Here is a 26764-nt window from a genome sequence, read left to right as displayed (position 1 = left end):
GGTACCTGTTAACTAACATCGATAACCTCGCAGGATCATTGGGGCTGTTCAACCCTTGAAATATTTATAATGAAGAATTCCCGACAAAGCTCTGTGCCCTGCTTGACATTTTTATCCGGTTTATATATAGTCCTTTCTGTTATTAGGGCGCTTAGCTCAGCTGGTACGAGCGTTTGGTTTACACCCAAAATGTCGGCGGTTCGATCCCGTCAGCGCCCATAGTTTATTCCTTGCTGTATATAGACTTAACCCAAAAATACCGAAATTCATACTTTTATTCCATCGATTTCCTTTATGCGTTTGCCCGTTTCATACAAAAGATAGCACTCCACTTAATTCTGCTCTCCCCTCCTCTCTTTTGCCCCATCAATGTTCATTGTTCCTCTAGATTGCCAAAATCACCTAACAGTTGACTTCTTTACAATGCTAAAAAAGAATTAGCATGTCTAAAAAATTTTTAGAAGATTATGCTTGACAGAGGGATTTTTCAATTCTATAATTAAAATAACCTAAGGTTCCTTCTATAAATATGTTAAATATATTTTTACGGAAGCCCGGTTTATATCAATATCGCATCGAGCAAAATGCTCGAAAAAACGATAGAGGAGGAAGCATGAGTTTGGATTTTAATAAGATTAAAGCTGCTGCAGAAGGATATAAGGCCGATATGACCGCCTTTCTGCGCGAAATCATCCGCCTTCCCAGTGAAAGTAGTCATGAAGGGGAAAAAGCAAAGCGCATCCAAAAGGAAATGGACGAGCTCGGATTTAACAAAACATGGATCGATCCGCTCGGTAACGTAATGGGATGGATGGGCACCGGCCCACACATTGTCTGTTTTGACGGCCATATCGATACGGTCGGTATCGGTAACCGCAGCAACTGGAAGTTCGACCCCTACGAAGGATTTGAAGATGACATATTCATCGGCGGACGCGGGGTTTCCGATCAAACCGGCGGCGTTGTCTCTGCAATGTATGCCTGTAAGATGATGAAGGACTTAGGTCTTCTCAACGATAAATACACCGCGATGGTAGTCGGCTCCGTACAGGAAGAAGACTGCGACGGTATGTGCTGGGAGTATATCCTGAAAAAAGACGTCAAAGTTCCCGGTTATGAAAAACTCTGCAAGCCCGACTTTGTTGTTTCTACCGAACCGACTGACGGCGGTATCTACCGCGGACACCGCGGACGCATGGAAATCCGCATCGATGTTAAAGGTGTTTCCTGCCACGGTTCCGCACCGGAGCGCGGCGATAACGCAATCTACAAGATGTCCGACATTTTGCAGGAAGTACGCAAGTTGAATGAAAACGATGCGGCTGACGGCACCGAAATTAAAGGCCTCGTCAAAATGCTGGATAAAAAATACAACAAGGAATGGGAAGAAGCAAACTTCCTCGGACGCGGAACCGTTACCGTTTCCGAAATTTTCTATACCAGCCCGAGCCGCTGCGCCGTTGCGGACTCCTGCTCCGTTTCGCTCGACCGCCGTATGACAGCCGGAGAAACATGGGAATCATGCTTGGAAGAAATCCGCCAGCTTCCCGCCGTCAAAAAATACGGAAAAGATGTAACGGTCTCGATGTACAACTACGACCGGCCGTCGTGGACGGGAGAACAATACCCGATCGAATGCTTCTTCCCCACATGGGTATTGCCGAAAGAACATGTTGTTGCCCGTTCGATGATCGAATCGTATAACAATTTATACGGCGATAAGCGTATCGGCCCGAAAGATCAGCTTGCTATGCGCGAAGCACGCCCGCTCGTTGACAAGTGGACATTCTCTACAAACGGCGTTTCCATCATGGGACGGAATAAAGTTCCCTGTATCGGTTTCGGCCCGGGCGCGGAAGCACAGGCTCATGCCCCGAACGAAATTACGTGGAAACAGGACTTGGTAACCTGCGCTGCCGTATATGCCGCACTGCCGTCCATATACGTTGAAAAGTTATAAAAGGAGTCTCCGGAACTTCGAGTTTTAGAGATGCTCTATAGTATTAGGAGTAATTATGGCCTTGATTATGGATCCGTACATTACAAAGCTCAATAGCTTGAGCTTTAAGAAAATGTACAACAATGATTTTTTCCTTACATGGGAAAAGACCTTCGATGAAATTCTTGCAACATGGACGGTAGCCGATGCGCTGCGCACCTTGCGGGAATCAAACATTTCTACAAAGATTTTTGAAAGCGGTCTCGGCATTTCGCTGTTCCGCGACAACTCAACCCGCACACGGTTTAGCTTTGCCTCTGCGTGTAACCTGCTCGGTTTGGAAGTACAGGATTTGGACGAAGGCAAGTCTCAAATTGCCCACGGAGAAACTGTCCGTGAAACCGCTAATATGGTTTCGTTCATGGCAGACGTTATCGGTATCCGCGACGATATGTACATCGGTAAGGGCAATACTTACATGCACACTTTTATGAATGCGGTTGCCGAAGGCAATAAAGACGGTGTGCTCGAACAGCGCCCGACCCTCGTTAACTTGCAGTGCGATATCGACCACCCCACTCAGATTATGGCGGATACCCTCCATATCATCCACGAGTTCGGTGGGCTGGAAAACCTCAAGGGTAAGAAAATCGCGATGACATGGGCATATTCACCCTCTTACGGCAAGCCGCTTTCCGTTCCGCAGGGCGCAATCGGTCTGTTCTCCCGCTTGGGAATGGACGTTGTACTTGCACATCCGGAAGGATATGAAGTAATGCCTGAGGTTGAAGAAGTCGCGAGAAAACAGGCAAAGGCATCGGGCGGTTCCTTTACCAAGACCAACAGCATGAAAGAAGCGTTTAAAGATGCCGATATCGTGTATCCTAAGAGCTGGGCGCCCTTTACCGCAATGGAAAAACGGACGAACCTCTACGGCGCAGGCGATTTTGACGGTATCAAAGCGCTCGAAAAAGAGCTGCTTGCTCAAAATGCTAAGCACAAGGATTGGGAATGCACCGAAGATATGATGAAGCTGACCAAAGACGGTAAAGCGCTCTATCTGCACTGCTTACCGGCGGATATCACCGGTGTCAGCTGCAAAGAAGGTGAAGTTGCCGGTTCTGTGTTCGACCGCTACCGCGTGCCGCTCTATAAGCAGGCAAGCTTTAAGCCGTATATCATCGCCGCAATGATCTTCCTTGCAAAAGTACGCTATCCACAGCTTACGCTTGAAGAACTGGAAAAGCGGGCAACACTCCGCCACACCGGACTATAATAGTTAAGAATAAACCGTTAAGGAGCCGAGGATGCGCAGCTTTGGTTGTGTATCCGGCTCCTTAATCCCCGATAGCCCTTATCCGTAAAATTTGATAATATAACCGCTATGTTGAAATACGCTTTTATGCAGAATGCCTTTATTGTGTCGTTCTTTATCGGTATTCTTTGCCCGTTAATCGGTATTTTCCTTGTTTTACGGCGGTACTCGCTTATCGGAGACACCCTTGCACACGCATCGCTGACGGGGATTACGCTTGGGCTGGTTACCGGTGTCAATCCCATCATCGGAGCCTTTACCTTTACCTCTGCGGCAGGCGCACTCATCGAAGCGCTGCGCAACTATTTTAAAGAATACAGCGATCTCATCCTTTCCATCGTCCTTTCGCTCAGTGTCGGTATTGCCATCACCTTGATGAGTTCGGGGTTGATACGCACCAATGCCGAAGCCTATTTGTTCGGAAGCATCTTAACGGTTTCAACCTCCGACGTTATCACCGTTATCGTATTGAGCTTTTTTGCCGTTGCCGTATTGGCCGTTCTGTATCATAAGCTGCTGTATATAACCCTTGATGAAGACATCGCGTATGTCACCGGTATCCGTGTAAAGACAATCAACTATATTTTTTCGATTTTAGTAGCGGCGACAATTGCCGTATCCATCAAGATAGTAGGAATTCTCGTATTAAGTTCGATGATTGCCCTGCCGGTTGCGGCCGCACTCCAGCTGCACGTAGGCTTTAAGCGGACGGTGTTTTTTTCAATCTGTTTCGGGATCGCGGACATTATGCTCGGACTTGTCTGCTCGTACTATTTAAACGTCGCCCCCGGCGGCTTTACCGCACTGATTTCGGTTTTTATGCTGTTGCTGGTATTGATATGCAAAAAGCTTCGAAGTCCTTTTTGAAAATATACGGTGCATCTACTTCGTTACTGCGCACAAATTAATTCTCAACGTATCAAAGATACGCCTGCGATTAATTTGTGCTCGTGCCTCGTATCTGCAGCGTCTATTTTCAAAAAGCTTACGGAAAGAGCGCCTGATGCGTCGTATATTTTCAAAAGTGGTACTATTCCTGCAATACGGATTGCAGCACCCGGTCTTTTTGGCGCCAATTTTTATCGACGCGCACCTGTAAATCAAGCTGTACTCGATACGGAAAAATTTTACGCAGCTCTTTTTGGGATTCCACCCTGATTGCTTTAATCATCGCCGCGCCTTTCCCGATAACCATCGCCTTTTGACTGTCTCGTTCTACGCACAGAAAGGCACGGACAAAAAGCTCCTTTCCGTTCTTTTTCATCTCCATATCCTGAATATCAACATACAGCGCATGGGGGATTTCTTCGTAGAGGCGGCTGATTGCCTGTCCGCGGATAATTTCGGCAATACGGAAATCCACCGGCTGGTCGGTATAAAAGTCTTCGGGATACAAAAGTTCACCTTCCGGCAAAAGGGAAAACAGTGCGGCAAGCACGGGCTCTAGTCCCGTTTTTTCCTGCGCAGACAGCTCAAATATCCGCTCTTGCGGTAAATCGGGTAAGGCCTGCATCACACTCAGGCGGGTTTGCCCCGGACCCGCGGCTGGACTGTCGATTTTATTAATACCGACAATCAAGCGGTCTTGTTTATTTTTCAGCAATGCGCAGATAGCCAGCTCTTCTTCGCCGAACGGACGCGCTGCATCGATAAGATACAAGATAGCATCCGCCTCTTGGAGACGGTTTTCCGCAATGAGCTGCATACGGCGGTTTATTTTTTTTTCACTGATATGATAACCGGGCGTATCAAGAAAGATAATCTGCCCCAGCTCCGCCGTAAGGATACCGCGGACGGAGCTGCGCGTCGTCTGCGGCAGCGCGGAAACAATCGATACCGTTTCACCGCAAACACTATTTAGAAATGTTGACTTTCCGGCGGAGGGGCGTCCGATAATACAGACAACGCCGCTCCGCATCTTTTTATCCGGCATATTTACCAATCCTGCTCGATATTACCGAGCATTCATTAAACATGCCGGTAAGCCGTAATTTAAATATCTCGCACAAATTAACACGCTTCGCACGCGCTGCAGGGCGACAGCACTGCAATCTTATCTTCTACTAAAGCGAGCACCTTTGTCGGGCAGCCCTTTATACAGATACCGCAGGAATCGCAGAGCTCGTAATTCACTTCCGGAATACCGTTAATAACTTTGATCGCACCGGTTGGGCAGTTCTTTTCGCACTTCATACACTTGATACAGCCGCGCTTGCAGTTTTTCATGATAACTGCTTTTTTCGGATTTCTGCATGAACAAAGCGCAATGGAACCTTTCCGCGAGGTAGGTACCGTGGTCAAAATATGCTGAGGACAGGCCGCAACACATACTGCGCAGCCGGTACATTTTTCATAATCGACATGAGGAATACCGTCCGCTTCAACATGGATGGCATCAAACGGACAGGCCATTTCGCAGTCGCCGAGGCCGATACAGCCCCAATCGCATTCCCGCAGTCCGTTGACTGAAATCTTTGCGGCGCGACATGTTTTAACGCCGACATAATCCGCCTTTTCTTTGCAGACATCGTGCGAACCTTGGCAAAGCAGAACTGCGACTTTTGCATCGGCATTTGCCGAAACGCCCATAATCGCACCGACTTTCGCCGCAACGGGACCGGCACCGACGGAACAGCCGTTTACCGGCGCATTGCCGCTTGCAACCGCAGCCGCAAAACCGTCACAGCCCGGAAAACCGCACGCACCGCAGTTTGCACCGGGAAGCACCTCACGGATTTTCGCAACCGTTTCATCAGGTGCTACATAAAACAGCTTTTTAAAAAAGCCTAATAAAAAGCCTATCGCTAACGATAAAATCAGCGAAACGATAAGCGTTAAAATAATTATTTGCATACTCTTTTTTACACTCCTCTAAATCATGCCTGCAAAACCGCCGAATGCCAACGATAACAGGGCGGCAGCGATAAACAGGATAGGAGTACCTTTGAGGTACTTAGGTATCGGGGCAATGTCGATACGCTCGCGCAAACCGGCAAACAAAACCATCGCCAACATATAGCTGATTGCGACACCGATTGAGTATACCATCGACTGAATAAAGGTATAGTCGGCAGCGATAACATCGAGCGTAACCGCAAGAATGGCACAGTTCGTGGTAATCAGCGGTAAGTACACCCCCATCGCCGAATACAGAGCAGGCGCCGACTTCTTTAAGTAGAACTCGACCAACTGAACCAAACTCGCAATAACCAAGATAAAGAGCAGTGTCTGCAAAAAGCCGAGATGATATGGAGCAAGAACCAATTTATAGAGCGGATACGTTGCAGCCGTTGCGATAACCGTAACAAAGAGAACCGCCCATCCCATACCGGTGGATTTTTTCACATCGGAGGTCATACCGATAAACGAACACAGTGCAAGGAAGCGGATAAAAACGATATTCTTAACGAATACCGCAGCGAGAAAAATCTTAAACAGTTCCATTTTCAGTTCCCTCCTTTGCAGGCGCTGCAACGGCCGCGGGTTCGGCACCAGCCTCAGATTGGGTCGCAGGTGCGGCGGCTTGTTTTTCCGCTTCAGCCTTTAACGCGGCTTCTTTTTGTGCAGCCTCCGCCTTGAGCGCAGCTTCTTTCGCCAGCTCAGCTTCCCGTAATGCGGCAGCCTCTTTCAGCGCCGCTTCTTTTAACGCGGCTGCTTTCCGTATTTTCCGCTGCTTCCGCTGATCTTGTACCAAATACGTTAAGGCAATCATCACACCGAATACAAAAAAGCCGCCGGGAGAGTTTGCAAAGAACTTAATAAGGTAGTCATCCGGCAACAAGCGCACACCGAGCACGGTACCGGTACCCAAAAGCTCACGGATGGCAGACATAACGACCAGCACCCACGTAAAACCCATCCCCATGCCCAATGCATCCGCCATCGCTTTTAAAGGAGATTCCTTTGAAGCAAACGATTCGACACGTCCCATAATGATACAGTTTACAACGATGAGTTTAATAAAAATACCCATCGATTCGGAGAGCTCCGGTAAAAACGCCTGCATCAAAAGGTCTACGATAGTGGTAAACGATGCGATAACAATAATAAAGATAGGAATGCGGATATCATTCGGAATAAACTTTCGGAACATACTGATAATCATCTCGCTCAACACAATAACGAAAGTCATTGCGAGCCCCATTCCAATACCGTTTGCAACGGAAGTGGTAATGGCGAGCGCGGAACAAAGTCCAATCATCAGCATGATGAGGGGATTTTCTTTCACCAACCCGTTTGTAAAAATACGTACATACTCTTTCATAACCGTTCTCCTCTTAGTTTCCGCTGCCGGAGCCGCCAAGTCCTTGACTGCTCATATATGAAGAAGCGGCATCGACGGCAATTTTTACCATGCGGGTAACAGCCGTAGAGGTAATCGTAGCGCCGGCAATCGCTTGAACATCACTTCCCAGCGCAAAGGCATCGGTAGTCGGTTTATTGCGGAACTGCCCGATGAACGGTTCGTCCTTCGCCTTTGTTCCGATACCGGGTGAGTCGGTTAAAGATAAAAACTGAATCATCCTTAGTTTTTCTTCCGTATCGATACCGATAAGGATAGTCGCCTGATCATACGTATGACCGCTGACCGTTACGATAATTCCGACAGGTTTATCTCCGTTGAAGGCAAGGTAGGTATCGCCGAACGCGATTTTATCAACCGATTTCGGCATTCCTTCGGTAACGGGACGGAATGAATCCGCATCGGGGAAAATTGCTTGAAGCGCCAACTTTGTTTTGGCCTCTTTTGCCGCGAGGATACGGGGAGAGGTCAGCATATTAACCGCCGCAAGCGCAAGACATGCTACAACGGTATACAGCGCCAACGTAACGGATAATTTCATCATCTGTTTCATTTTGCGCCCTCCTTGGCCGGTTTTGCAACCTTAACGGGCTTCACATATCCGTATTTCTTTTGAATCAGTTTATTTAAGAACGTAACAACCGAATTCATAATCAAAATGCTGTACATAACGCCTTCCGGCATTCCGGCAAAGAGCCGCATCAAAGCGGTAATTAAGCCGCAGCCCGCGCCGAAAATGATCTGTCCTTTAAAGGTTACGGGAGAGGTTGCATAGTCGGTAGCCATAAAGACGGCGCCGAACAGCAAACCGCCGCTTAGCAGCGTGAGCAGCGGATCGATACCCGCAAGCGCGGTTACCGCTACAGCTGTTAGCACCATAGAAACGGGAATCTGCCATTCAATAACATGGGTAACCAGCAAGTAGACAAAACCGATGAGGATGAGCACCGCACTTGATTCACCGATACAGCCTCCGTGATCGCCTAAAAAGAGTTTAAGATATACATCGCTTGAGGAAGATAAGCCCATCTTCTCCGCGATTGCGGCTGCGGTGGAAATCCCACCTTCCGACATTTTAAGGTACGAAAGCGGCGTCGCCGTACTCACCGCGTCAAAGCCGTGATGAGGAGCAACCCACGAAGTCATCAAGCGTGAAAAACTGACAAACGCAAAGGCGCGACCTACCAGCGCCGGGTTAAAAGGATTGGCGCCGAGTCCGCCGAAAAATTCTTTTGCTACGACGATGGCAAAAATTGCGGAAACCACCACAATCCAGATCGGAATAAGCGGCGGCAAAACAAGCGCCAACAGCAAACCGGTTACGGCAGCAGAACAATCCTTTATGCGGATGTCCTTACCCATCGCTTTTCGAAATGCGGCTTCGGCACCGACTGCAACGCCTACGGAAACAATAATACGGATGAGCGCCGGAACTCCATACAGATAAATACCGTACAGCGCAAGCGGAGCAAGCGCAATCAGTACGTGTATCATCAATTTTCTGGTGGTTACGGGGCTCGCGATATGAGGCGCGGGGGAAAGATAAATTTCGTTCTTATCTGTATCAGCCATAGTCTATTTTCCTCCTTGCGCAGCGGCTGCTTTTGCGGCCTCTTTTTGTTTTGCTTCACGTAAAAGCTGCTTTCCTACCTTGAACCGTTGGACGAGCTTTATACGCGCCGGACACACATAAGAACAAATGCCGCACTCAACGCAGTCCATCAACCCGCAGCGAACGGCTTCATCCAGCTTATTCGCTTTTAATGCGCGGATCATCAGAACGGGAGACAGTTGGCAGCTGCAATGAGTTACGCATTTTCCACATCCGATACAGGGGCTTTCTTCATCAAGGTTGACTTCTTCCCTTGTTAAGAAAAGAACACCGGACGTATTCTTCTGTACGGGGAAATCCGCGTTTTTCATCGCAAAGCCCATCATCGAGCCGCCTGAAATGATTTTAGTAACACCGGGTTTTAAGCGGATGACATCAGGGATGAGGTCTCCGATGCAGGTACCGATCGGAGCAATTACGTTCACAGGATTTTCGCAAGCGCCACCCGAGAGTGTAAGCGGGCGATCTATAAGCGGGATACCTTTACGGAATGCATCGGAAATCGCTTTCATCGTGCCGACGTTTTGAACAATACAGCCGATCTGGAACGGAAGCCCGCCGGAAGGAATTTCTCTGCCGACAACTGCGGAAGTCAGATTTTTTTCTCCGCCCTGCGGATACTTTGTTTTGCATAATTCAACGGAAATGTCGTAGGCGCCCGGGCCGACAGGGTTTGCTTTTATCTTCGCAATCGCTTTTTCGAACACCGGAACCAAGTGCGTTTTGTTATCCTCAAGCGCAATAATTCCCTTGTCGGCTCCGGTGATGTGCATGATAATCGCCATTCCGTCTATAATCGTTTCAGCGGAATGATACATCGTAGCGGCATCGGTACACAGATACGGCTCACATTCCGCTGCATTGCCTAAAATGTAATCGATTTTCGCATCTTTAGGAGGACTCAATTTGACATGCACAGGGAAAGAAGCACCCCCCATACCGGTGATGCCGGCCTCACGGATACGCTTAATGGCATCTTCTTTTGTGCAGGTAAAAGGATCAAGCGGTTCCATAAAAGCTTCGGAAGGTTCCTCGCTTGCTTGAATTGCGATACAAAGTGCGTCCGTATTACCTGTAACGAGATGAGGTTCTATTTTTTTTACGGTACCGGAGATCGAGGCATGTACAGGCGCAGACATAAACTTGTCCGTTTCCGCTATTTTTTGACCTCGTACAACCGTATCGCCAACCTTTACCAACGGAGTATTCGGAGCACCGCCTTGGGTAACCGGAATCCACACCATCTTTGTCGACGGCATGACAGCCAAGACTTCGGATTCTGCGGAAATCGCTTTCCGCTCGGGAGGATGACACCCCCCTTTAAATGATTTAGTACTCATTCTTCTATTATATAAAACATCATATATTCAGTCAAGAAAAAGCTATTGCCAATTATGGCGTAATCATGCATTATAAACAACTAATATAGTAAGGAGTAAAGAGAAATGAGTATGAAACCAATGTTGAGGAGCAATATCTGTTTAAACGCGCATCCTCAAGGATGTAAAAAAGCAGTTGAAGATCAAATCGCGTATACAAAAAAGCGGGCAAAATCTCACCCGGCAGGAACCGCGGTACCGAAAAATGTGCTGATAGTCGGCTGTTCAGGTGGATACGGATTGGCGAGCCGCATTACGGCAGCTTTCGGGTACGGTGCGACAACCATCGGCGTATCGTATGAAAAAGCCGGTAGCGAAAAGAAGTGGGGAACACCCGGCTGGTATAACAACTTAGCCGTTGATACCGCGGCAAAAGAAGCAGGGCTGGTATCCGTTACCATCGACGGAGATGCGTTTTCCGATGCTATTAAAACACAGGTTATCGATGAAGCAAAAAAACTGGGTATAAAGTTCGACTTGATCATCTACAGCGTGGCAAGCTCCGTGCGTACCGATCCGGAGACCGGTGTTACTTATCGCTCGGCACTCAAGCCCTTCGGAAAGCCGTTTACCGGTAAAACCCTCGACCCGTTTACCGGTGCTTTGACGGAAATTACTGCGGAACCGGCAACCGACGAAGAAGCCTTCGCTACCGTAAAAGTTATGGGTGGTGAGGATTGGCAGCGTTGGATAGAAAAGCTCGGTGCCGCTAATCTATTGGCGCAAGGGTGCATTACGGTTGCGTATTCCTATATCGAGCCGGAAGCCACGCAAGCACTGTATCGCAAGGGAACCATCGGTAAGGCAAAGGAACACTTGGAAGCTACCGCCCATGCGCTGAACACAAAGCTTGCGGCCTTAAAAGGTCAGGCATTTGTGTCGGTCAACAAGGGTCTGGTAACCCGTGCAAGCGCCGTTATTCCGGTTATTCCGCTGTATTTGGCAAGTCTTTTCAAAGTGATGAAGGAAAAGGGCACGCACGAAGGCTGTATCGAGCAGATAAACCGTCTCTTTGACAGCCGCTTGTACACGACAGACGGTGTTATTCCGACGGACAGCGAACACCGTATCCGTATCGACGACTGGGAGTTAGACGAATCGGTACAGTCTGCCGTTGCAGAGATTATGGCAACCGTTACCGACGAGACCAGCCGCGAGCGTACCGATGTCGATGAATATCGGCATGACTTTTTGGCGATTAACGGATTTGATATTGCCGGTATCGATTACGATGCCGAGATTGACCGGTTCGACCGGATATAAAGGCTGACACAGAGTAACAGAGTAAGAATATGAACGAAAAATTTATTTTGAATGTCTTTGACAAGTTTGAAAAGAGCTCGGCTGTACTGCTCCATATAAAGGAAGGAGAAGCGGAGCTAACGCTTAAAAAAGAAGCTGCGTATCAGAATACACAGGCGGCCGTGCCGTATACACTGCGCACTGCGCCGATGCAGCCGATCGCCGGAACTGATACAAACGGATATGCAGCGATGGGCACCGGTATGCAAAGCCTTCCTGCAAACGGCGGAACAGCTTCTGCAGCAGGTACACAGGGGCACGCAAACGCAATGGGGGCAACAGCAGGTATACCGACTACAGCCGCGGCGGTTACCCCCGGCACTGACGCAAATCTCGTTACGGTGAAAAGCCCTATTGTCGGCTCATTCTACCGATCTCCGTCTCCTGATGCTCCCGCGTATGTAGACAAGGGATCCAAGGTTTCAAAGGGACAGCCGCTCTGCATCCTCGAAGCGATGAAGATGATGAACACCCTTGAGTGCGAATACGACGGTACTGTTGAAGAGATCCTTGCAGCAAATGGTGATTTGGTTGAGTTTGATCAGCCGCTCTTTACAATCAGGATTTAAGTATGATACGGAAAATGCTGATTGCGAACCGCGGCGAAATTGCCGTTCGCGTTATCCGCGCCTGTCGGGAAATGGACATCGAAACCGTCGCTGTTTATTCCACCGCCGACAAAGAATGCCTGCATGTGCAGTTAGCGGATCGTGCAGTGTGCATCGGGCCTGCGCCGTCGGCTAAAAGCTATTTGAATAAAGATACGCTCATAACTGCTGCACTATGCACCGGCTGCGATGCCGTACATCCGGGCGTCGGCTTTCTCTCCGAAAACGCAGGTTTTGCACGGGAGGTAGAAAAAGCCGGTATGTTCTGGATTGGCTCCAAGCCCGACACTATCGAAATGCTCGGCGATAAGGTGAGAGCTCGCGAGACCGCACAAAAAAGCGGACTCCCGATTACTCCCGGCTCTAAGGGTGCGATTACAACCAAAGAACAAGCTGCGGAAACCGCGAAGGAATGCGGCTATCCGGTTATTATCAAAGCAGCCTCAGGCGGCGGCGGGAAGGGTATGCGCATCGTTTGGAAGGAAGCCGACTTAGCTGAAAACCTTTCCATCGCATCTTCAGAAGCAGAAGCGAATTTTGCCGACGGCACAGTTTATATCGAAAAATACCTGAGCGACCCGCGACATGTCGAGTTGCAGGTTATCGGCGACGGTACAGGCGGTGTTGCAATTCTCGGTGAGCGGGACTGCTCGGTACAGCGGAATCACCAAAAAACTGATAGAAGAAAGCCCTTCGCAGGCGGTGAGCGATGCAATGTATGATGCAATGTGCGCGGGTGCGCAAAAGCTTTTTTTTCTTCGCTCAAGTATTGCGGAGCGGGTACCATCGAATTTCTCGTCTCCGGTGATCAGTTTTATTTTATGGAAGTTAATGCGCGCGTACAGGTTGAGCATCCCGTTTCCGAGATGGTAACCGGTACCGACATTATCCGTGAACAGATTTCTGTGTGTACGGGCGGCAAGATGACGCTCCCTGACGGTGTAGTGCCGATAAAGGGTTGGGCAATCGAAGCTCGTATCAATGCACGTACACCCGGGCTGATTACAAATCTACGGATACCCGGCGGAAATGGTGTCCGTTTCGATGGATTTTTATATCAAGGGTACAAGGTAGTGCCTTTCTATGATTCGATGACTGCCAAGCTGATTGTGCATGGGGCGGATCGGGCACAGACTATTAAAAAGCTGCTGTGTGCACTGGATGAGCTGCATATCGAAGGTATCCAAACCAATATTGAAGAGCAAAAAACTATTTTACGGTCGGCTCAGTTCCAATCGGGTACTTTCGGCACAAGTTTGTACGCGCAGTTATTCACTACTGGAGATAAATAAGGAAAGAGATAATGGAATGTCCTCATTGTAAAAAACAATATGAACGGGAAACGCTTTTAAAACACTTGATGGTATGTCCCGACTGCGGCTGCCACATGCGGATGGATGTGCCCGACCGGATTGCCTATATTGCCGATAAAGATACGTTTGAAGAGCTGGATCCTACCTTACGGACAATGAATCCCATTCAGATGGCGGGATATGAAGAAAAAGTTTCCGCTGCGGAGGCAAAAACCTCGATGAATGAGGCTGTCGTTACCGGTAAATGCAAGATTGAAGGTAGAGATGCGCTGTTGGGTGTTATGTCGTTCGACTTTCTCGGCGGTTCGATGGGATCCGTTGTCGGGGAGAAAATTTCCCGGCTTATGCTGAAAGGCGCAGCGGAACGGATACCGGTAATTATCTACGCAACATCGGGCGGCGCGCGTATGCAGGAAGGGCTTTTCTCGCTGATGCAGATGGCGAAAACCTCAAGCGCGGCGGCGGAACTTGATGACAAGGGCGTCCCCCCTCTTCCTGATGCTCTGCGACCCCACGACGGGCGGTGTCACGGCAAGTTTTGCGATGCTAGGCGATGTTATCGCGGCGGAACCCAATGCTCTTATCGGATTTGCCGGGCCGCGCGTTATCGAAGGCACCATCCACCAGCAGCTGCCGGAGGGATTTCAACGCGCTGAATTCCAGCTTAAAAAAGGTTTTGTTGACTGTATTGTGCCGCGCATAGAGCAAAAACACTTTTTTGCCGTGATGATTGACGCACACACATGAATCCGCCGTTCGGCAAGGGAAGGAAGTAATATGGATAAAGGAAACGAACAACTGACCGACCAAAGCGAAATCCTGTCGAGTTTGCGTGATATTGCCGACAAATACGGGCTCGACATCACCAAAGAACTCAAAACAATAAATGAAAAGCTGCAAGCAAGCTCTGCAATTTCCCAAGTATGGAGGAAGATCGAGCTTGCACGGAATAACGATCGACCGCGTGCCCTCGACTATATCGATATGGTCTTTGATAGCTTTATCGAACTGCACGGCGACCGCTGCTTCGGCGACGATCCTGCACTGATAGGTGGTATCGCCTTTATCAACGGAATACCGGTAACGGTTATCGGCAACCAGAAAGGGCGGAACTTGCGGGAAACCATCGACCGGAACGGCGGCATGGCGAATCCCGAAGGTTACCGCAAAGCACTCAGGCTCATCAAACAGGCGGAAAAATTCCACCGCCCGATTATTACCTTTGTTGACACACAAGGCGCCTATCCCGGACTTGGTTCGGAGGAGCGCGGTATCGCCGAAGCTATCGCGGTAAACTTACGTGAGTTGAGTCGCGTCAAGACGCCTGTTATCTGCTTTGTCATTGGGGAAGGTGGTTCAGGTGGTGCGCTCGGTATCGGAGTCGGTGATAAGGTGTACATGCTGGAAAATGCAATTTTCTCGGTTATCTCGCCGGAAGGCTGTGCGTCTATCTTATTGCGAGACTCAAGCAAGGCGAAGGATGCCGCCGCAATGCTGAAAATTACCAGCCGTGAGGTACTCGGGCTTAAACTGATTAACGGGGTTATTGAAGAGCCGGTAGACGGTGCTCATACCGATCCGCAAAAAGCAGCGGATAAAATACGCGCGCAAATTCTGCATGACTTAGCCGATCTCTGCAAACGTGATCCCAAAGTCTTGGTACGGTATCGCCGCAAAAAGATACACGCCATCGGTCTTTACTCGGAGTAAAAAAAGAGCCTCTCAAGCACAATGCTTAGAGAGGCTCTTTTTTTCGATTATTCAGACACCCGTCACTTATTTACGATTTAATGCACCGTTCACCGTTAAAATGTTATCTTTCAACGCAAATTTGAGCGTCCCTTCATAATGATAAGCGGCATCGGGAGCAAAAGTGTCGTTTTTCAGCGGTATCTTGTTCCAATCCAAATCGGACATCTTTGTGGGATCCCCGCCCTCTTTGAGATATTCGGGCTTAATTGCAAAACCGGTATCGGTTTTTTCCGCAATATCTTTTGCAATTTTTGCTCCGGTAAGCAGGTTAAAATTACCCTGATTGTCGGTTGTTAATTCATATGCAGTCGTTTTGCGGGCAAACCGTATCGTAAGAGCACCGTCGGTATTCGTTATTTGAAGTCCGTATCCCTCGACGAATTTCCAATCGGCAAGAGGGAACAAAAACAGACTGCGCAGTGCTGACGGAAGCGCCGCTTTTTTATCTGCAGCATTACCTGCATAGCGGACGGCATTAAATGCTCTTGTGGAACCTTTCAAACTTGCACCCGAAACAGCATCGAATTTGTCCTGCACAGTTGCTTCTTTCCCAAGCGTCCAATTAAAATAATTGGACTCATAATCTTGTTTGGCAATGTTCATTCTAAAGTCGATTTTGACATCGGCTGCAGCATTGGAATCGGCAGCACCGGAAGCAAACGAAAGAGCACTTGTCAAAAAAAGAACCGATAATACGAAAGCGAATTTTTTCATATTCCTTCCTCCTAAAAGAAAATTTCGGATATTCCCGTACGCCTTGCAAATGTTTGCAGCATACAACATTGAAATATCGAAACACAGCATACTGAATTTTCTACTAAAAGTAAAGTAATTCATAATATGCCACGGAAATTAATTTTCTCTTAAGTATTAAGAAGCCAGTAAGGGTCTAAAAGATATCCGAATATTTCAGAGATGAATTGAGGCATAAAACTGAATTCGTATACTATTACAAAAGAGATAAAATATGATATACAGTATTCCATACAATTTAGTGCGCATTTGGCGGGAGGTATACGATGAAAAAACGGTTTTCAATTCGTTATAAGCTTATTCTGATTTTCGGTATATTAATCGCAGCGGCGGGGATTACTGAAGGCCTTTTAGCAACTAAAATTGCTCGTACGGCAGTAAGTGAAAAAATTGAGGCACATCTTACCGATAAAGCAACCGACGTAGCGGAGATTATTGACGGGCGCCTTACGTCTTTCATTCAATTTCTTGAAGGAATTGCGCGGATGCCGATGTTTAGAGATGAAACGTTGTCCTACCGCGAAAAAACCGCATTTTTAAAAAGAGAAGTTGCCTACAATGATGTACTGCGCGATGCCGCCATTACCGATATGGATGGAAATTTATATTCCCTCGACGGTCGAAAAATCGCAGCGAGCGACAGGAATTGGGTGCAAGCCGGTATGCAGGGAAAATCTTTTATAACCGAACCGTATTTTTCACGCACGAACGATCAAATGATCATTACCTTTTCGGTTCCTATTTATGATAATAATCATCAGATAGTTGGAGTGCTTGGGGCGGCGGCGCAGGCCGAATGGCTCTCCGACACTATCAGTGATATTATTGTTGGGGAATCGGGGAGTTGCTACATCATCGGCCTTACCGGCATTACTATTGCCGATACCGATATTGAAATTGTAAAAAGCCAAGGCAGCAGTATCGAACGAGCTAAAACGGATCCTGCATATTCTACCATTGCCTCTTTCGAACAGCGAGCCATGACGGAGAAAGAACCCTCTACCGGATTTTTTTATTGGGAGAACGAACCGGAAATCGCATCTTTTGCAAAGATAAAGACAACCGGATGGACGGTAATTATATCGGCGCCGTATAATGAATTTATGGGAACGGTCAGCACACTGCGCCGGTCATTATATACGCTTGGCGTTATCATTTTAGTTGTTGCGCTTACGATTGTTTATTTTGTCGCCCGCACAATGGTTAAGCCGGTACAGACCGCTGTCAATGCTCTAAAAAATATTGCCCAAGGAGAGGGAGACCTAACGGTGCGGTTGCCGTTAATCGGTAATGATGAAGTAACGGATTTATCTGTATACTTTAACGAAACAATCGCAAAAATCAGTGCTTCGATACAAGCGGTCGGTGCAAACAGTGCTGCAATGGAAGAAATTGGAAATGAACTTGCCTCCAACATGACCGAAACGGCGAGTGCCGTAAATGAAATCAGTGCAAATATCGAAGGAGTAAAGCAGCAGACAATGACTCAGGCGGCAAGCGTTACCGAAACTGCTGCAACTGTCGAAGAAATTGTCCGTACTATTAAGCAGTTAAATATCGGTATCGAAACCCAGGCAGCGAGTGTCGCGCAATCCTCATCATCCGTAGAAGAGATGGTTGCCAACATTGCCTCCATCGGGCAAACGCTCGGTAGAACCGACGAGGCAATCAAGAGTCTTACCCTGGCAACCGGCGACGGCAAAGCAACACTCGTAAATTCCAATACTGTAACACAGAAGATTGCCGAAGAATCCGGTTCGCTTCTGGAAGCGTCGAGCGTCATTCAGCATATTGCATCTCAGACAAATCTATTGGCGATGAATGCCGCGATCGAGGCTGCTCATGCGGGAGAAGCCGGCAAGGGATTTGCCGTCGTTGCGGACGAAATCCGTAAGCTCGCCGAAGATTCTGCAACGCAAGGAAAGACGATCACTGCAACGCTCAAGACCCTCTCCGGCGAAATCGCAATGCTTTCTGCCTCTTCCAAAACGGTAGAAGAAAAGTTCAACGCAATCTTTATGCTTGCAGAACAAGTTAAGGATATGAGCGCCCGTCTAACCGAATCAATGAGGGAACAAGAAAACGGTAGCAAAGAAGTACTAATCGCCATTAAGAATATCAATATGGTAACAACGGAAGTACAGGCAGGGTCTGACGAAATGCTGAAGGGCGGAGAGAGTGTTGCGGAGGAAATGAGCAAGCTCGATGACCTCACCCGTATCATTACCGATAGTATGAACGAAATGGCAGCGGGCGCAGTGCAGATTAACAATGCCGTGCAGGAAGTAAGTGAAATTACGCAAAAGAATAAGCGGAGTATTGAAAATCTGGCGGCGGAGGTGAGTAAGTTTAAAACCAATTAGGGAAGACTTTTCTTGTTTCGATAAAAAGAATAATTTTTGACAAGTCTCATACTGCATGATATAATCCTTTTCATATTTATATTCGGTAGTGTTTATCGGATTATTTTTAACAGGGAGTACATTATGAAAAAAATGTGTCTGTTTTTATTGGTTGCCGCGGCCGGCGTATGGGCAGGAATGTCCAATGCTTTCGGCTGTACGGGGTTTGTTGCAGGAAAGGATGCAACAGCCGACGGCTTTCGCATTATTGCGCGTACGGAAGATTTGAGTGGCGCCCATAACAAAACCTTTAAGGTATATCCGCATCAGAAAAACAGGAAGCCGGTACAGTTTACCGACTCAATCGGCTTTAAAATTGAATTGCCGAAAGAGAGCTATCGGTATACCGCTATTTGCGATGCCGAACAGTCCGAAGGCATCTACGACGAAGTCGGTTTTAACGAGTACGGCGTTGCGATGAGCGCAACCGTTTCGGCATCTCCGGGGAAAGCTGCAGAAGCAGCTGACCCGCTGGTTGAAAACGGACTTTCGGAAGCGTCCATGACAACGGTTGTGTTACCGTATATTACGACAGCCCGGGAAGGCGTTGAACGGATTGCAAAGATTGTAGATACGTATGGTTCAGCGGAAGGAAATATTCTGTTTATCGCAGACGATAAAGAAAGCTGGTACATGGAAATTTATACCGGCCATCAGTATGCAGCGGTTAAGGTTCCGGATGATATGTATGCGGTAGTACCTAATTGCTTCTTACTCGGTTATGTCGATACGACAAGTAAAGATGTTATCGCATCAAAAGATTTAATCAATTTGCCTAAGTCGAAAGGCTTTTATAAAGAAGTTGACGGTAAATTCCATGCGGGACTTACTTATGGAGAAGAAATGAGCGACTACAACCGTGTACGGCTTTGGGGAGGACAAAACAAACTCTCACCATCCGCTAAGGTTGCGTATGACACGAAGCTATTCTCTTTGTGGAGAAAGGCTGACAAGAAAATCGCGCTTGAAGATGTAATGGAATTGCAGCGCTACCGCTATGAAGATACCGACAAAAATGCAAATTTACCGGAAAACGCAGGAGTTCGCGCAATCGGTACACCGACTTCTATGGAGTGCCATATCATTCAGATGAAAGACACATTACCGAAAGCTGTCGGCGGTGTGATGTGGATGGCAATGGCAAATGCGGAACATTCGGTGTATCTGCCCTTCTATGGCAACATTACGGACACCTACGCTGCGTATAAAGTCGACAACAAAATGTATACGCCTGATTCGTTTTATTGGCTGATGCGGACTATCAATGTCTTTTCAGCTTTAAACAGGGATATGTACGGAAAGAATGTCCGCAGCTATTGGAAAGCGTATGAGCAAAAGCTGATTAAAGAGCAGAAAGGCAAAGATGCTGAAATTGCACGGCTCTATACCAAAAAAGGTGAATCCGCCGCAGCAAAATATGCAACCAAATTAGGAAACGACCAAGCAGCCGATGTGTTTGAAAAAGCACAGAAAATATACCCGGAACTGGTAGGTTTTGCCGCACAGAACGAAGGCAGAACTCCTAAAAAAGCTTTTGAACCGTCTGTAGCAAAAGAAAAATAAATAATGTCTTCCGGCAGTTTAGCCGCTAAACTGCCGGAAATTGGAAACAACCAATGAATATACGTACTATGCTTGTATCCGACTATGAAGCGGTATATGCTTTATGGATGTCGTGTGCGGGAATGGGCTTGAACGATTTAGACGACTCAAAAGAAGGTATTGCTCGTTTCTTGAAGCGCAATCCGGAAACATGTTTTGTTGCGGAAAATGAAAAAGATATTATCGGCGCAATATTAGCAGGAAATGACGGAAGGCGAGGTTACATATACCATACTGCTGTACATCCGAAATGGCGGAGACAAAGGGTTGCTTCCCAATTGATCTCCACGGTGCTGAATGCTTTAAAACATATTGGTATTCACAAAACCGCGTTAGTTGTATTCACTAAAAATAAAGATGGTAATGCCTTTTGGGAAAACGAAGGCTTTTCCGTTAGAAACGATTTAGTTTATCGCAATAAAGCACTGACAGAATTAAAAAGAATAGACACCTAGCTTGATATCTTTGGGACAGTTTTTTAGCGGTATAAGGGTATTTCCTTTTTATCGAAAAACCTGTTTTTTCAACCCTTTTGCGAAATATCTTAGACACAAATAGAGCGAGTAGATACAAGGCGCAAACAAAAATAAAGCGGAGACACGGCAACGAATGCACACCTATACATTCGTTGCCTGCGAATTTAGTCTTGCGCCTAAATTCGTTTCTAATTGGCACCCCGTCCATCCGTGGACGTTCTGAAATAGGTTATCGTGGCAACCCCGACGGCCAAGCTTTTGTATCAGAGCTAAGCTCAAGAACAAAGGCGAGGCATATAAGGGGAGATTGTAAAGAGGGGGCTCCCTCTTTACCCGTCATTTTTCTTTTTAGGGGTTGTAGGGGGTATTTTTCTTTTTATCGGAAAATTATTTTTTTCAGCGCTTTTGCGAAATATCTTAGACACAAATAGAGCGAGTAGATACAAGGCGCGAACAAAAATAAAGCGGAGACGTACTTTGTGTACGTTGAGCATTTATTTTTGTGCAGCAACGCCGTAGATACCGCTCTATTTGTGTCTAAATTTTGAATTTAGAGACCTCGGTTGCCAGATTCTCGATACTCTGCTTGTTCTTTTGTGTAATCTCGTTTACTTCCTGCACGGCATTGTTAATCTGCACCGCGCCTGCCGCCATCTCATTCATACTGTCAGTTATGATGCGGGTAAGATTATCCAACTTTCGCATTTCCTGAGCGACCCCTTCACCGCCTTTCAGCATTTCCTCGGAACCGGCTTGTACTTCCATTGTTACCGTGTTGATGTTCTTAATAGCTGTCAATACTTCTTTGCTGCCGTGCTCCTGTTCTTTCATCGATTCGGTTAGATGGGCACTCATCTTTTTAACCTGTTCTGCAAGAGTAAAAATACTATTGAAATTTCCTTCTACCGTTTTTGATGATACGGAAAGTGTTTCTATTTCCGCTGAAAGCATTTTTAAGGTCGTGGTGATCGTTTTTCCTTGTACCGAAGATTCTTCGGCAAGCTTTCTTATCTCATCAGCTACAACGGCAAAGCCCTTGCCGGCTTCACCGGCATGTGCAGCTTCTATTGCAGCATTCATTGCCAATAAGTTTGTCTGCGATGCAATGTGCTGGATGACGCTTGACGCTTCCAGTAAAGAACCGGATTCTTCTGCAATTTTCTGCGTTACGGTATTCGATGTAACGATCGTAGCTTTGCCATTAGCAGTAGCAGTTGTAAGCTCTTTAATAGCACTATCGGTTTTAGTGAGCGTTTGCCCAATCGAAGCGATATTTGCGACCATTTCTTCTATAGATGACGATGACTGTGCAACACTTGCTGCCTGCATTTCGATGCCTGTATTCAATTGCTTAATGGTACGAACGATTTCCTCAACGGTTGCCGCTGTTTCGGTAACGCTTGCCGCTTGAGTCATTGCTTGATGTTTTACACCATCGATATTTGTACTGATTTGGTGCACCGCGCTTGCCGTTTCAGTCATATTGGTAGACAACGTATTTCCGATTTCTTCCATTTGATTGCAGTTCACACCTATCGATTTGATTGCGTTTCTTATTTTTGCAATCGTCTCGTTAAAATATTCCGATAAGTCCGTAATTTCATCATTTCCGGTTACCGGAAGGCTTACGGTTAAATCACCTTCGCCCTGTGCGATATTTTTTAAAGCCGAAACTGTTCGTTTAACCGGTTTTATCATACCTCTGGATACTAAATAGACGATAATAACGGATCCTGCAAAAATAACGAATCCGATTAAAATCAGACTGAGCCGGAGCGTGTTTACGGTTTCCATAAATTCATGTACGGGCGCACATACGATAGTAGTCCATGCGGCCGACTTCAATTTTGTATAAGCTGCAATTTTGGGAACACCCTCGTACTCATAATAACCGATGCCGGGTTGTGAAGAAGCTATCGCGTTCCTTTCGAATCTTCCGCAAGAATCCAATTCAATATTGCTCTGTCCTTCTTGACTTGGATTGAGCATACTTGTTACCGCATCAATATCCTGATCGGCAATCGTTGCTCCCGTAGGTCCTATGATGTAGCAATTGCCACTTTTGCCGATGGTAATGTCTTTGATATTATCTCTGAACCACAAGCCGGAAATATCAGCAGATAAAACACCTATAATACGATGGGTTTCATCGTAAAGCGGAATCGAAAAGGTGCTAATCAGTTTTTGAGTTGTTTTCGAAATCAATAAATCTGAAACGAAACGCTCTCCTTTTATTGCAGCCTTAAACCAATCTCTATCGCTTACATTTACCGTACCGCTTTCTACATAGCAAACGCCTGCGGTATCACTGATATTGAGTTCTTGTATTGTATTGTTGCTCACTGCATTTTTCTGCAGCTGTTCCAATTTTTCTTGATATGAAGCGGTTGGATCATACAGTATCGGGATATGGGATAGTCCCTCTAAAAACTGAAAAAAAGCAGTTATTTTTGCGTCGATGATCTCCGCTTCATCCAAGGCCTTATCGATGAGCTGTATTTCCAATTTTTCGATTACGGCCTTCCGTGCAAAGCTGATTGCCAGCGCACCTTCCGTCAACGAAGCTACTGCAATTAAAAGTCCAAAGATAATAATCAATTTGTTGCTAATTGAAAAACGTTTTTTTGCCATATTACAATCCTATTTTTATCTCACTTTAAATAATTTTGAGTCGAGCGGTATATATACCATATTCCATACCTTTTGAAAATAGGAAAAAACTTATTTGGTAAAGGAAAAAAATTGTTGACGGGTGGGGAAATCTCACGGTATACTTTTACAAGAGAGTATGCAAGAAAAAATATTCGCAGGGGCAGTGCTGATCATTACGGTGCTGCTCTGCATCGGTATGCCGAAAATTTCAGATAAACTCAAGCCTGAATCGCCGTTTACGCAAGAATTTGCTGAGGGTATTGTGGAGGAGGTGCTCGAGGAAGACCTTTCTCCCGATCCGATTGTGCAAGGAAAGTTCCGCGGTACGCAAAAGCTCCGTGTTAAAATCCTCGAAGGAACTCATAAAAATACGGAATTTGAAGTGTATAATACGCTCAGCAGTCTACACAGCAATTTTGCGTATAAGGGCTTAAAAGCGGTGTTCACACTGCGGAACAGCGGAGGGAAAACAGCCGTGTGGCTTTATAACCTCAAGCGCGATGCCCATGTTTTTATGCTGCTGGGGCTGTTCTTTGCTGCCCTTATCCTCCTCGGCAGGGGACAAGGGTTAAAATCCGCACTCGGACTGGTGTTCACCTGTGTACTCATTGTTACCGTGCTTATTCCCGCCCTGTTTGCAGGCTTTCCTCCCGTGCCGGTTTCTATCGGTCTTGTTTCCATTATGACCATCGTCAGCTTTATTTTGATAGGCGGCTTTACGCGCAAAACATATACCGCAATCGCAGGCACCGTGTCCGGCATTACCATCGCGGGGATTATCTCTGTCGTTGTATCCTACTCGGCACAGCTTTCCGGTGTGAATATGGAAGGTGGCGAGCAGCTACTCAACTTGGCGCCTGATTATAACCTCAAACTGGACGGGCTATTGTTTACCTCAATTTTGATTGCTTCGCTCGGCGCTGTGATGGATGTCAGTATGTCCATCGCATCTTCCATGCAAGAAATTTTATCCGCAAATCCGCGCCTCAGCAAAAAAGAACTCTTTCAGTCGGGCTTGACTGTGGGCAAAGATATTACCGGCACGATGAGTAACACGCTCATTCTCGCCTTTGCCGGCTCGTCCCTGCCGCTTGTGATGATGATTTGGGGCTACGGCATGAGCTTTACGCAGTTTATCAATATACCGCGCATCGTCATAGAAATTATGCACGGTATTTCGGGGAGCATTGGTATTATTGCGGCAGTTCCGTGTACGGCACTGGTAGCTCTTTTTATACTGAGAATACCGGCTGCGGAAAAAATGCGAAAATAGACGGAAAATATCCGTACTATTATAGAGAGGGAATTGATCACCGCTCAGTACAGCTGGTGAAAGAGACCCAAAAAAAATGTGAAGGAGTATGCACATGATCAAGAAAAGAATGCTAGGTTTTGTTGCTGCATTGATCTTTGTTTTTTCGCTGACAGCCTGCGTGGAGACAAATTCATCGGCACGAAGCACGGAAAAAACTTCCGCACGCACAGCCAAGGCACACGGAAAGCAATCTGATGAGGTAAAACTTACCCACAAGGTTATCCAAAAGGGACAGCCGGGGGCGGATGCCGTTACCCTGACCTTCGGCGTAACCGGCGACGTACACGGACGACTCTATGCCTATGACTACGCAGTATGCGAGGAGACACCCGCTGCCGGTTTTGTAAAAACATACGTATTGGCGCAAGAGCTGCGCGCACAAAATCCCAACACCGTTTTAATCGACGTCGGCGATACAGTGCAGGATAACAGTGCCGATCTGTTTAACGACCTTGACACCCACCCCATGATTCAAGCGCTCAACTACATGAACTACGATATTTGGGTTTTGGGCAACCATGAGTTCAACTTTGAAAAAGAATTCCTTGCCCGTAATATCCGCCACTTCAACGGTTCGGTATTAAGCGCCAATATCAAAAACACAAAGGACGGCAGCCATTTCGTACTACCCTATCAGCTGTTTGACATTGAAGGAGTCCGTGTTGCCGTTATCGGTATGGTGCCGCCTCATATCCCGATGTGGGAAGCTGCCGCACCGTCTCACTTTAAAGGGCTGGAATTTGAAGATCCGATAGCGGTTGCACGCAAAACCGTCGATTCCTTAAAAGGGCAATACGATGTCTTAATCGGTGCGTTCCATCTTGGGCGCAATGGTGAATACGGCACCAACAGCGGCGTTATCGAAATGGCAAAGCAAATCCCTGAGTTCGATTTAATTTTCGGCGGACATGAGCACGCTCGGTATGCAACCCTTATCGACGGTCAGAACGGAGATAAAACATGGATTATTGAACCGGGCTGCTATGGTTGGGCTTTAGCGGTAGGCGAAGTACAGGTTAAAAAAGATAACGGCGCATGGAAGGTCGTTTCCGTAAAAGCGGAAAACCGCGAAACCGCTAAGATTGCTGCCGATAAAGCGATGGAAAAAGAGTTTGGCTTTGTGCATGACAAGTCCGTTGCAGATGCAAACCTCATTGTCGGAAAAGTTACTGCGGACTTTATCCCGCGTGTTGACTACATCACCGGACAAGATAAAGTTACCACCATGCCTACTATTCAGCTTGAAGATACCGCACTTATCGACTTAATCAATGATGTGCAGCTTTATTACACGAAGGCTGATGTTGCTGCCGCTGCCGCTTTCCGCTTGGATATGAATTTAAAGAAAGGGGATTTCAAGAAAAAGGATGTTGCCTTTATCTATAAATATTCCAATACGCTGATGGGTGTTAATATGACCGGTGAGAATCTGTTAAAATACATGGAGTGGTCGGCTTCATATTACAACACGGCAAAGAAAGGCGATGTAACGATTTCGTTTAATCCCAATGTGCGCGGTTATAACTACGATATGTTTGAAGGTATCGATTACGACATTGATATTTCAAAAGAGGCTGGGAATAGAATCACAAACGCCAAGATAAAAGGGCAAACCCTTGATCCTAAAAAGGTGTATAAGGTTGCCGTCAACAACTACCGTTTCGGAACGCTGCAAAGCTTAAAACTTGCGACACCCAAAGATGTGTACTACGACTCGTATGAAGTCATGCAGGATGCAGGGCGCATACGCGATCTGATTGGTGCGTATGTAAAGAAAGTCGATAAGGGCGTTATTACTCCTAAGGTGAATTACAACTGGAAGATTATCGGCTTTAATCCGAATGTTGCCGAACGGGATAAGATTTTTGATGAGATTAGAGCGGGTACTATCATGATTCCTCGATCTGCAGACGGCAGAACCCCGAACATAAAATCCATTAATATTTACGAATTGAAGAAGTAAAAAATAATAGGCATCTCTAAAAAACTGATAAGATTTTTAGAGATGCCTTATACAATTTTCAGAGGTTTAGTTAAAAAA

General features: G+C 46.8%; 21 protein-coding genes, 1 tRNA gene and 2 pseudogenes. 15 read left to right on the top strand and 9 right to left on the bottom strand.

Translation table 11 applies throughout. The features are described from left to right. Positions 1 to 145 precede the first annotated feature (145 nt). The 4 genes from GWP43_RS01600 to GWP43_RS01585 all read left to right on the top strand — a co-directional run bounded on the left by GWP43_RS01600 (position 146) and on the right by GWP43_RS01585 (position 4121). A tRNA-Val gene (locus tag GWP43_RS01600) sits at positions 146 to 219 on the top strand. Between the two features lie 394 nt (positions 220 to 613). Continuing rightward, positions 614 to 1960 carry a YgeY family selenium metabolism-linked hydrolase gene (locus tag GWP43_RS01595; protein ID WP_162662188.1) on the top strand — a complete coding sequence of 449 codons (1347 nt, stop codon included), beginning with the start codon at positions 614 to 616 and terminating at the stop codon, positions 1958 to 1960. A gap of 55 nt (positions 1961 to 2015) precedes the next feature. Beyond that, the gene (gene ygeW, locus GWP43_RS01590) at positions 2016 to 3215 is read left to right on the top strand and encodes a knotted carbamoyltransferase YgeW (protein ID WP_162662186.1); all 1200 of its coding nucleotides are present in this window, start codon (positions 2016 to 2018) and stop codon (positions 3213 to 3215) included. Between the two features lie 108 nt (positions 3216 to 3323). Further along, entirely contained in the window at positions 3324 to 4121 is a 798-nt protein-coding gene (locus GWP43_RS01585; protein WP_162662184.1) for a metal ABC transporter permease, read from the top strand. 163 nt (positions 4122 to 4284) lie between these two features. Here the strand turns inward: GWP43_RS01585 and era are convergent, their stop codons facing one another. From era to rsxC, 7 genes are all read right to left on the bottom strand, one after another. Beyond that, the gene (gene era / locus GWP43_RS01580) at positions 4285 to 5172 is read right to left on the bottom strand and encodes a GTPase Era (RefSeq protein ID WP_162664707.1); all 888 of its coding nucleotides are present in this window, start codon (positions 5170 to 5172) and stop codon (positions 4285 to 4287) included. 92 nt (positions 5173 to 5264) lie between these two features. Then, entirely contained in the window at positions 5265 to 6107 is an 843-nt protein-coding gene (locus GWP43_RS01575) for an RnfABCDGE type electron transport complex subunit B (RefSeq protein WP_162662182.1), read from the bottom strand. Positions 6108 to 6125: 18 nt separating this feature from the next. Then, positions 6126 to 6698, bottom strand: coding sequence for an electron transport complex protein RnfA (locus GWP43_RS01570; RefSeq protein ID WP_162662180.1), 573 nt, complete (start codon positions 6696 to 6698; stop codon positions 6126 to 6128). Further along, entirely contained in the window at positions 6685 to 7518 is an 834-nt protein-coding gene (rsxE, locus tag GWP43_RS01565) for an electron transport complex subunit RsxE (RefSeq protein WP_162662178.1), read from the bottom strand. Before rsxE ends, GWP43_RS01570 begins: the two co-directional genes overlap by 14 nt. Positions 7519 to 7531: 13 nt before the next feature. After that, positions 7532 to 8110, bottom strand: a complete 579-nt coding sequence (locus GWP43_RS01560) for an RnfABCDGE type electron transport complex subunit G (protein ID WP_162662176.1) — start codon at positions 8108 to 8110, stop codon at positions 7532 to 7534. Beyond that, positions 8107 to 9129 (bottom strand): RnfABCDGE type electron transport complex subunit D, encoded by a 1023-nt coding sequence (locus GWP43_RS01555; protein ID WP_162662175.1) that lies wholly within the window; start codon positions 9127 to 9129, stop codon positions 8107 to 8109. The genes GWP43_RS01560 and GWP43_RS01555 overlap by 4 nt, the downstream gene beginning before the upstream one ends. 3 nt (positions 9130 to 9132) lie before the next feature. Then, positions 9133 to 10509, bottom strand: a complete 1377-nt coding sequence (rsxC, locus tag GWP43_RS01550) for an electron transport complex subunit RsxC (RefSeq protein ID WP_162662173.1) — start codon at positions 10507 to 10509, stop codon at positions 9133 to 9135. A gap of 105 nt (positions 10510 to 10614) precedes the next feature. On the opposite strand from rsxC, the gene fabV reads away from it, so the two are divergent. The 6 genes and pseudogenes from fabV (at position 10615) to GWP43_RS01525 (ending at position 15481) form a co-directional block, all read left to right on the top strand. After that, complete coding sequence (gene fabV / locus GWP43_RS01545; protein WP_162662171.1) at positions 10615 to 11811, top strand: enoyl-ACP reductase FabV; 1197 nt, start codon at positions 10615 to 10617, stop codon at positions 11809 to 11811. 29 nt (positions 11812 to 11840) lie between these two features. Beyond that, complete coding sequence (gene accB, locus GWP43_RS01540) at positions 11841 to 12419, top strand: acetyl-CoA carboxylase biotin carboxyl carrier protein (RefSeq protein WP_162662169.1); 579 nt, start codon at positions 11841 to 11843, stop codon at positions 12417 to 12419. A gap of 2 nt (positions 12420 to 12421) precedes the next feature. Further along, a pseudogene (locus tag GWP43_RS01535) lies at positions 12422 to 13372 on the top strand (ATP-binding protein); the annotation flags it as partial. A gap of 9 nt (positions 13373 to 13381) precedes the next feature. Then, on the top strand, positions 13382 to 13750 hold the full coding sequence (locus GWP43_RS14410) for a biotin carboxylase domain-containing protein (RefSeq protein ID WP_230978138.1): 369 nt from the start codon (positions 13382 to 13384) through the stop codon (positions 13748 to 13750). 11 nt (positions 13751 to 13761) lie between these two features. Then, a pseudogene (locus GWP43_RS01530) lies at positions 13762 to 14518 on the top strand (acetyl-CoA carboxylase carboxyltransferase subunit beta). Between the two features lie 30 nt (positions 14519 to 14548). Next, positions 14549 to 15481 carry an acetyl-CoA carboxylase carboxyltransferase subunit alpha gene (locus GWP43_RS01525; RefSeq protein WP_162662167.1) on the top strand — a complete coding sequence of 311 codons (933 nt, stop codon included), beginning with the start codon at positions 14549 to 14551 and terminating at the stop codon, positions 15479 to 15481. Between the two features lie 66 nt (positions 15482 to 15547). On the opposite strand, the gene GWP43_RS01520 is transcribed toward GWP43_RS01525, so the two are convergent. Beyond that, the gene (locus GWP43_RS01520; protein ID WP_162662165.1) at positions 15548 to 16237 is read right to left on the bottom strand and encodes a hypothetical protein; all 690 of its coding nucleotides are present in this window, start codon (positions 16235 to 16237) and stop codon (positions 15548 to 15550) included. A 305-nt stretch (positions 16238 to 16542) separates the two neighbouring features. Between GWP43_RS01520 and GWP43_RS01515 the strand changes: the two genes are divergently transcribed. The 3 genes from GWP43_RS01515 to GWP43_RS01505 all read left to right on the top strand — a co-directional run bounded on the left by GWP43_RS01515 (position 16543) and on the right by GWP43_RS01505 (position 20735). Continuing rightward, the gene (locus GWP43_RS01515; RefSeq protein ID WP_162662163.1) at positions 16543 to 18639 is read left to right on the top strand and encodes a methyl-accepting chemotaxis protein; all 2097 of its coding nucleotides are present in this window, start codon (positions 16543 to 16545) and stop codon (positions 18637 to 18639) included. Between the two features lie 123 nt (positions 18640 to 18762). Beyond that, positions 18763 to 20241, top strand: a complete 1479-nt coding sequence (locus GWP43_RS01510; RefSeq protein ID WP_162662161.1) for a C69 family dipeptidase — start codon at positions 18763 to 18765, stop codon at positions 20239 to 20241. Between the two features lie 53 nt (positions 20242 to 20294). Beyond that, positions 20295 to 20735 (top strand): GNAT family N-acetyltransferase, encoded by a 441-nt coding sequence (locus GWP43_RS01505; RefSeq protein ID WP_162662159.1) that lies wholly within the window; start codon positions 20295 to 20297, stop codon positions 20733 to 20735. A gap of 558 nt (positions 20736 to 21293) precedes the next feature. Here the strand turns inward: GWP43_RS01505 and GWP43_RS01500 are convergent. Then, positions 21294 to 23387, bottom strand: a complete 2094-nt coding sequence (locus GWP43_RS01500; protein ID WP_162662157.1) for a methyl-accepting chemotaxis protein — start codon at positions 23385 to 23387, stop codon at positions 21294 to 21296. 157 nt (positions 23388 to 23544) lie between these two features. Between GWP43_RS01500 and GWP43_RS01495 the strand changes: the two genes are divergently transcribed. Further along, on the top strand, positions 23545 to 24681 hold the full coding sequence (locus GWP43_RS01495) for a YibE/F family protein (protein ID WP_162662155.1): 1137 nt from the start codon (positions 23545 to 23547) through the stop codon (positions 24679 to 24681). 94 nt (positions 24682 to 24775) lie between these two features. Next, a complete protein-coding gene (locus GWP43_RS01490; protein ID WP_162662153.1) occupies positions 24776 to 26686 on the top strand; it encodes a bifunctional metallophosphatase/5'-nucleotidase in 1911 nt (636 codons plus the stop codon). The last annotated feature ends 78 nt before the right edge of the window (positions 26687 to 26764 follow it).

It is taken from the genome of Treponema vincentii, from assembly GCF_010365865.1.
Taxonomy (GTDB): Bacteria; Spirochaetota; Spirochaetia; order Treponematales; family Treponemataceae; genus Treponema.
Note: the sequence above shows the minus strand (reverse complement) of the source record. Positions and strands in the feature narration are given on the sequence as shown.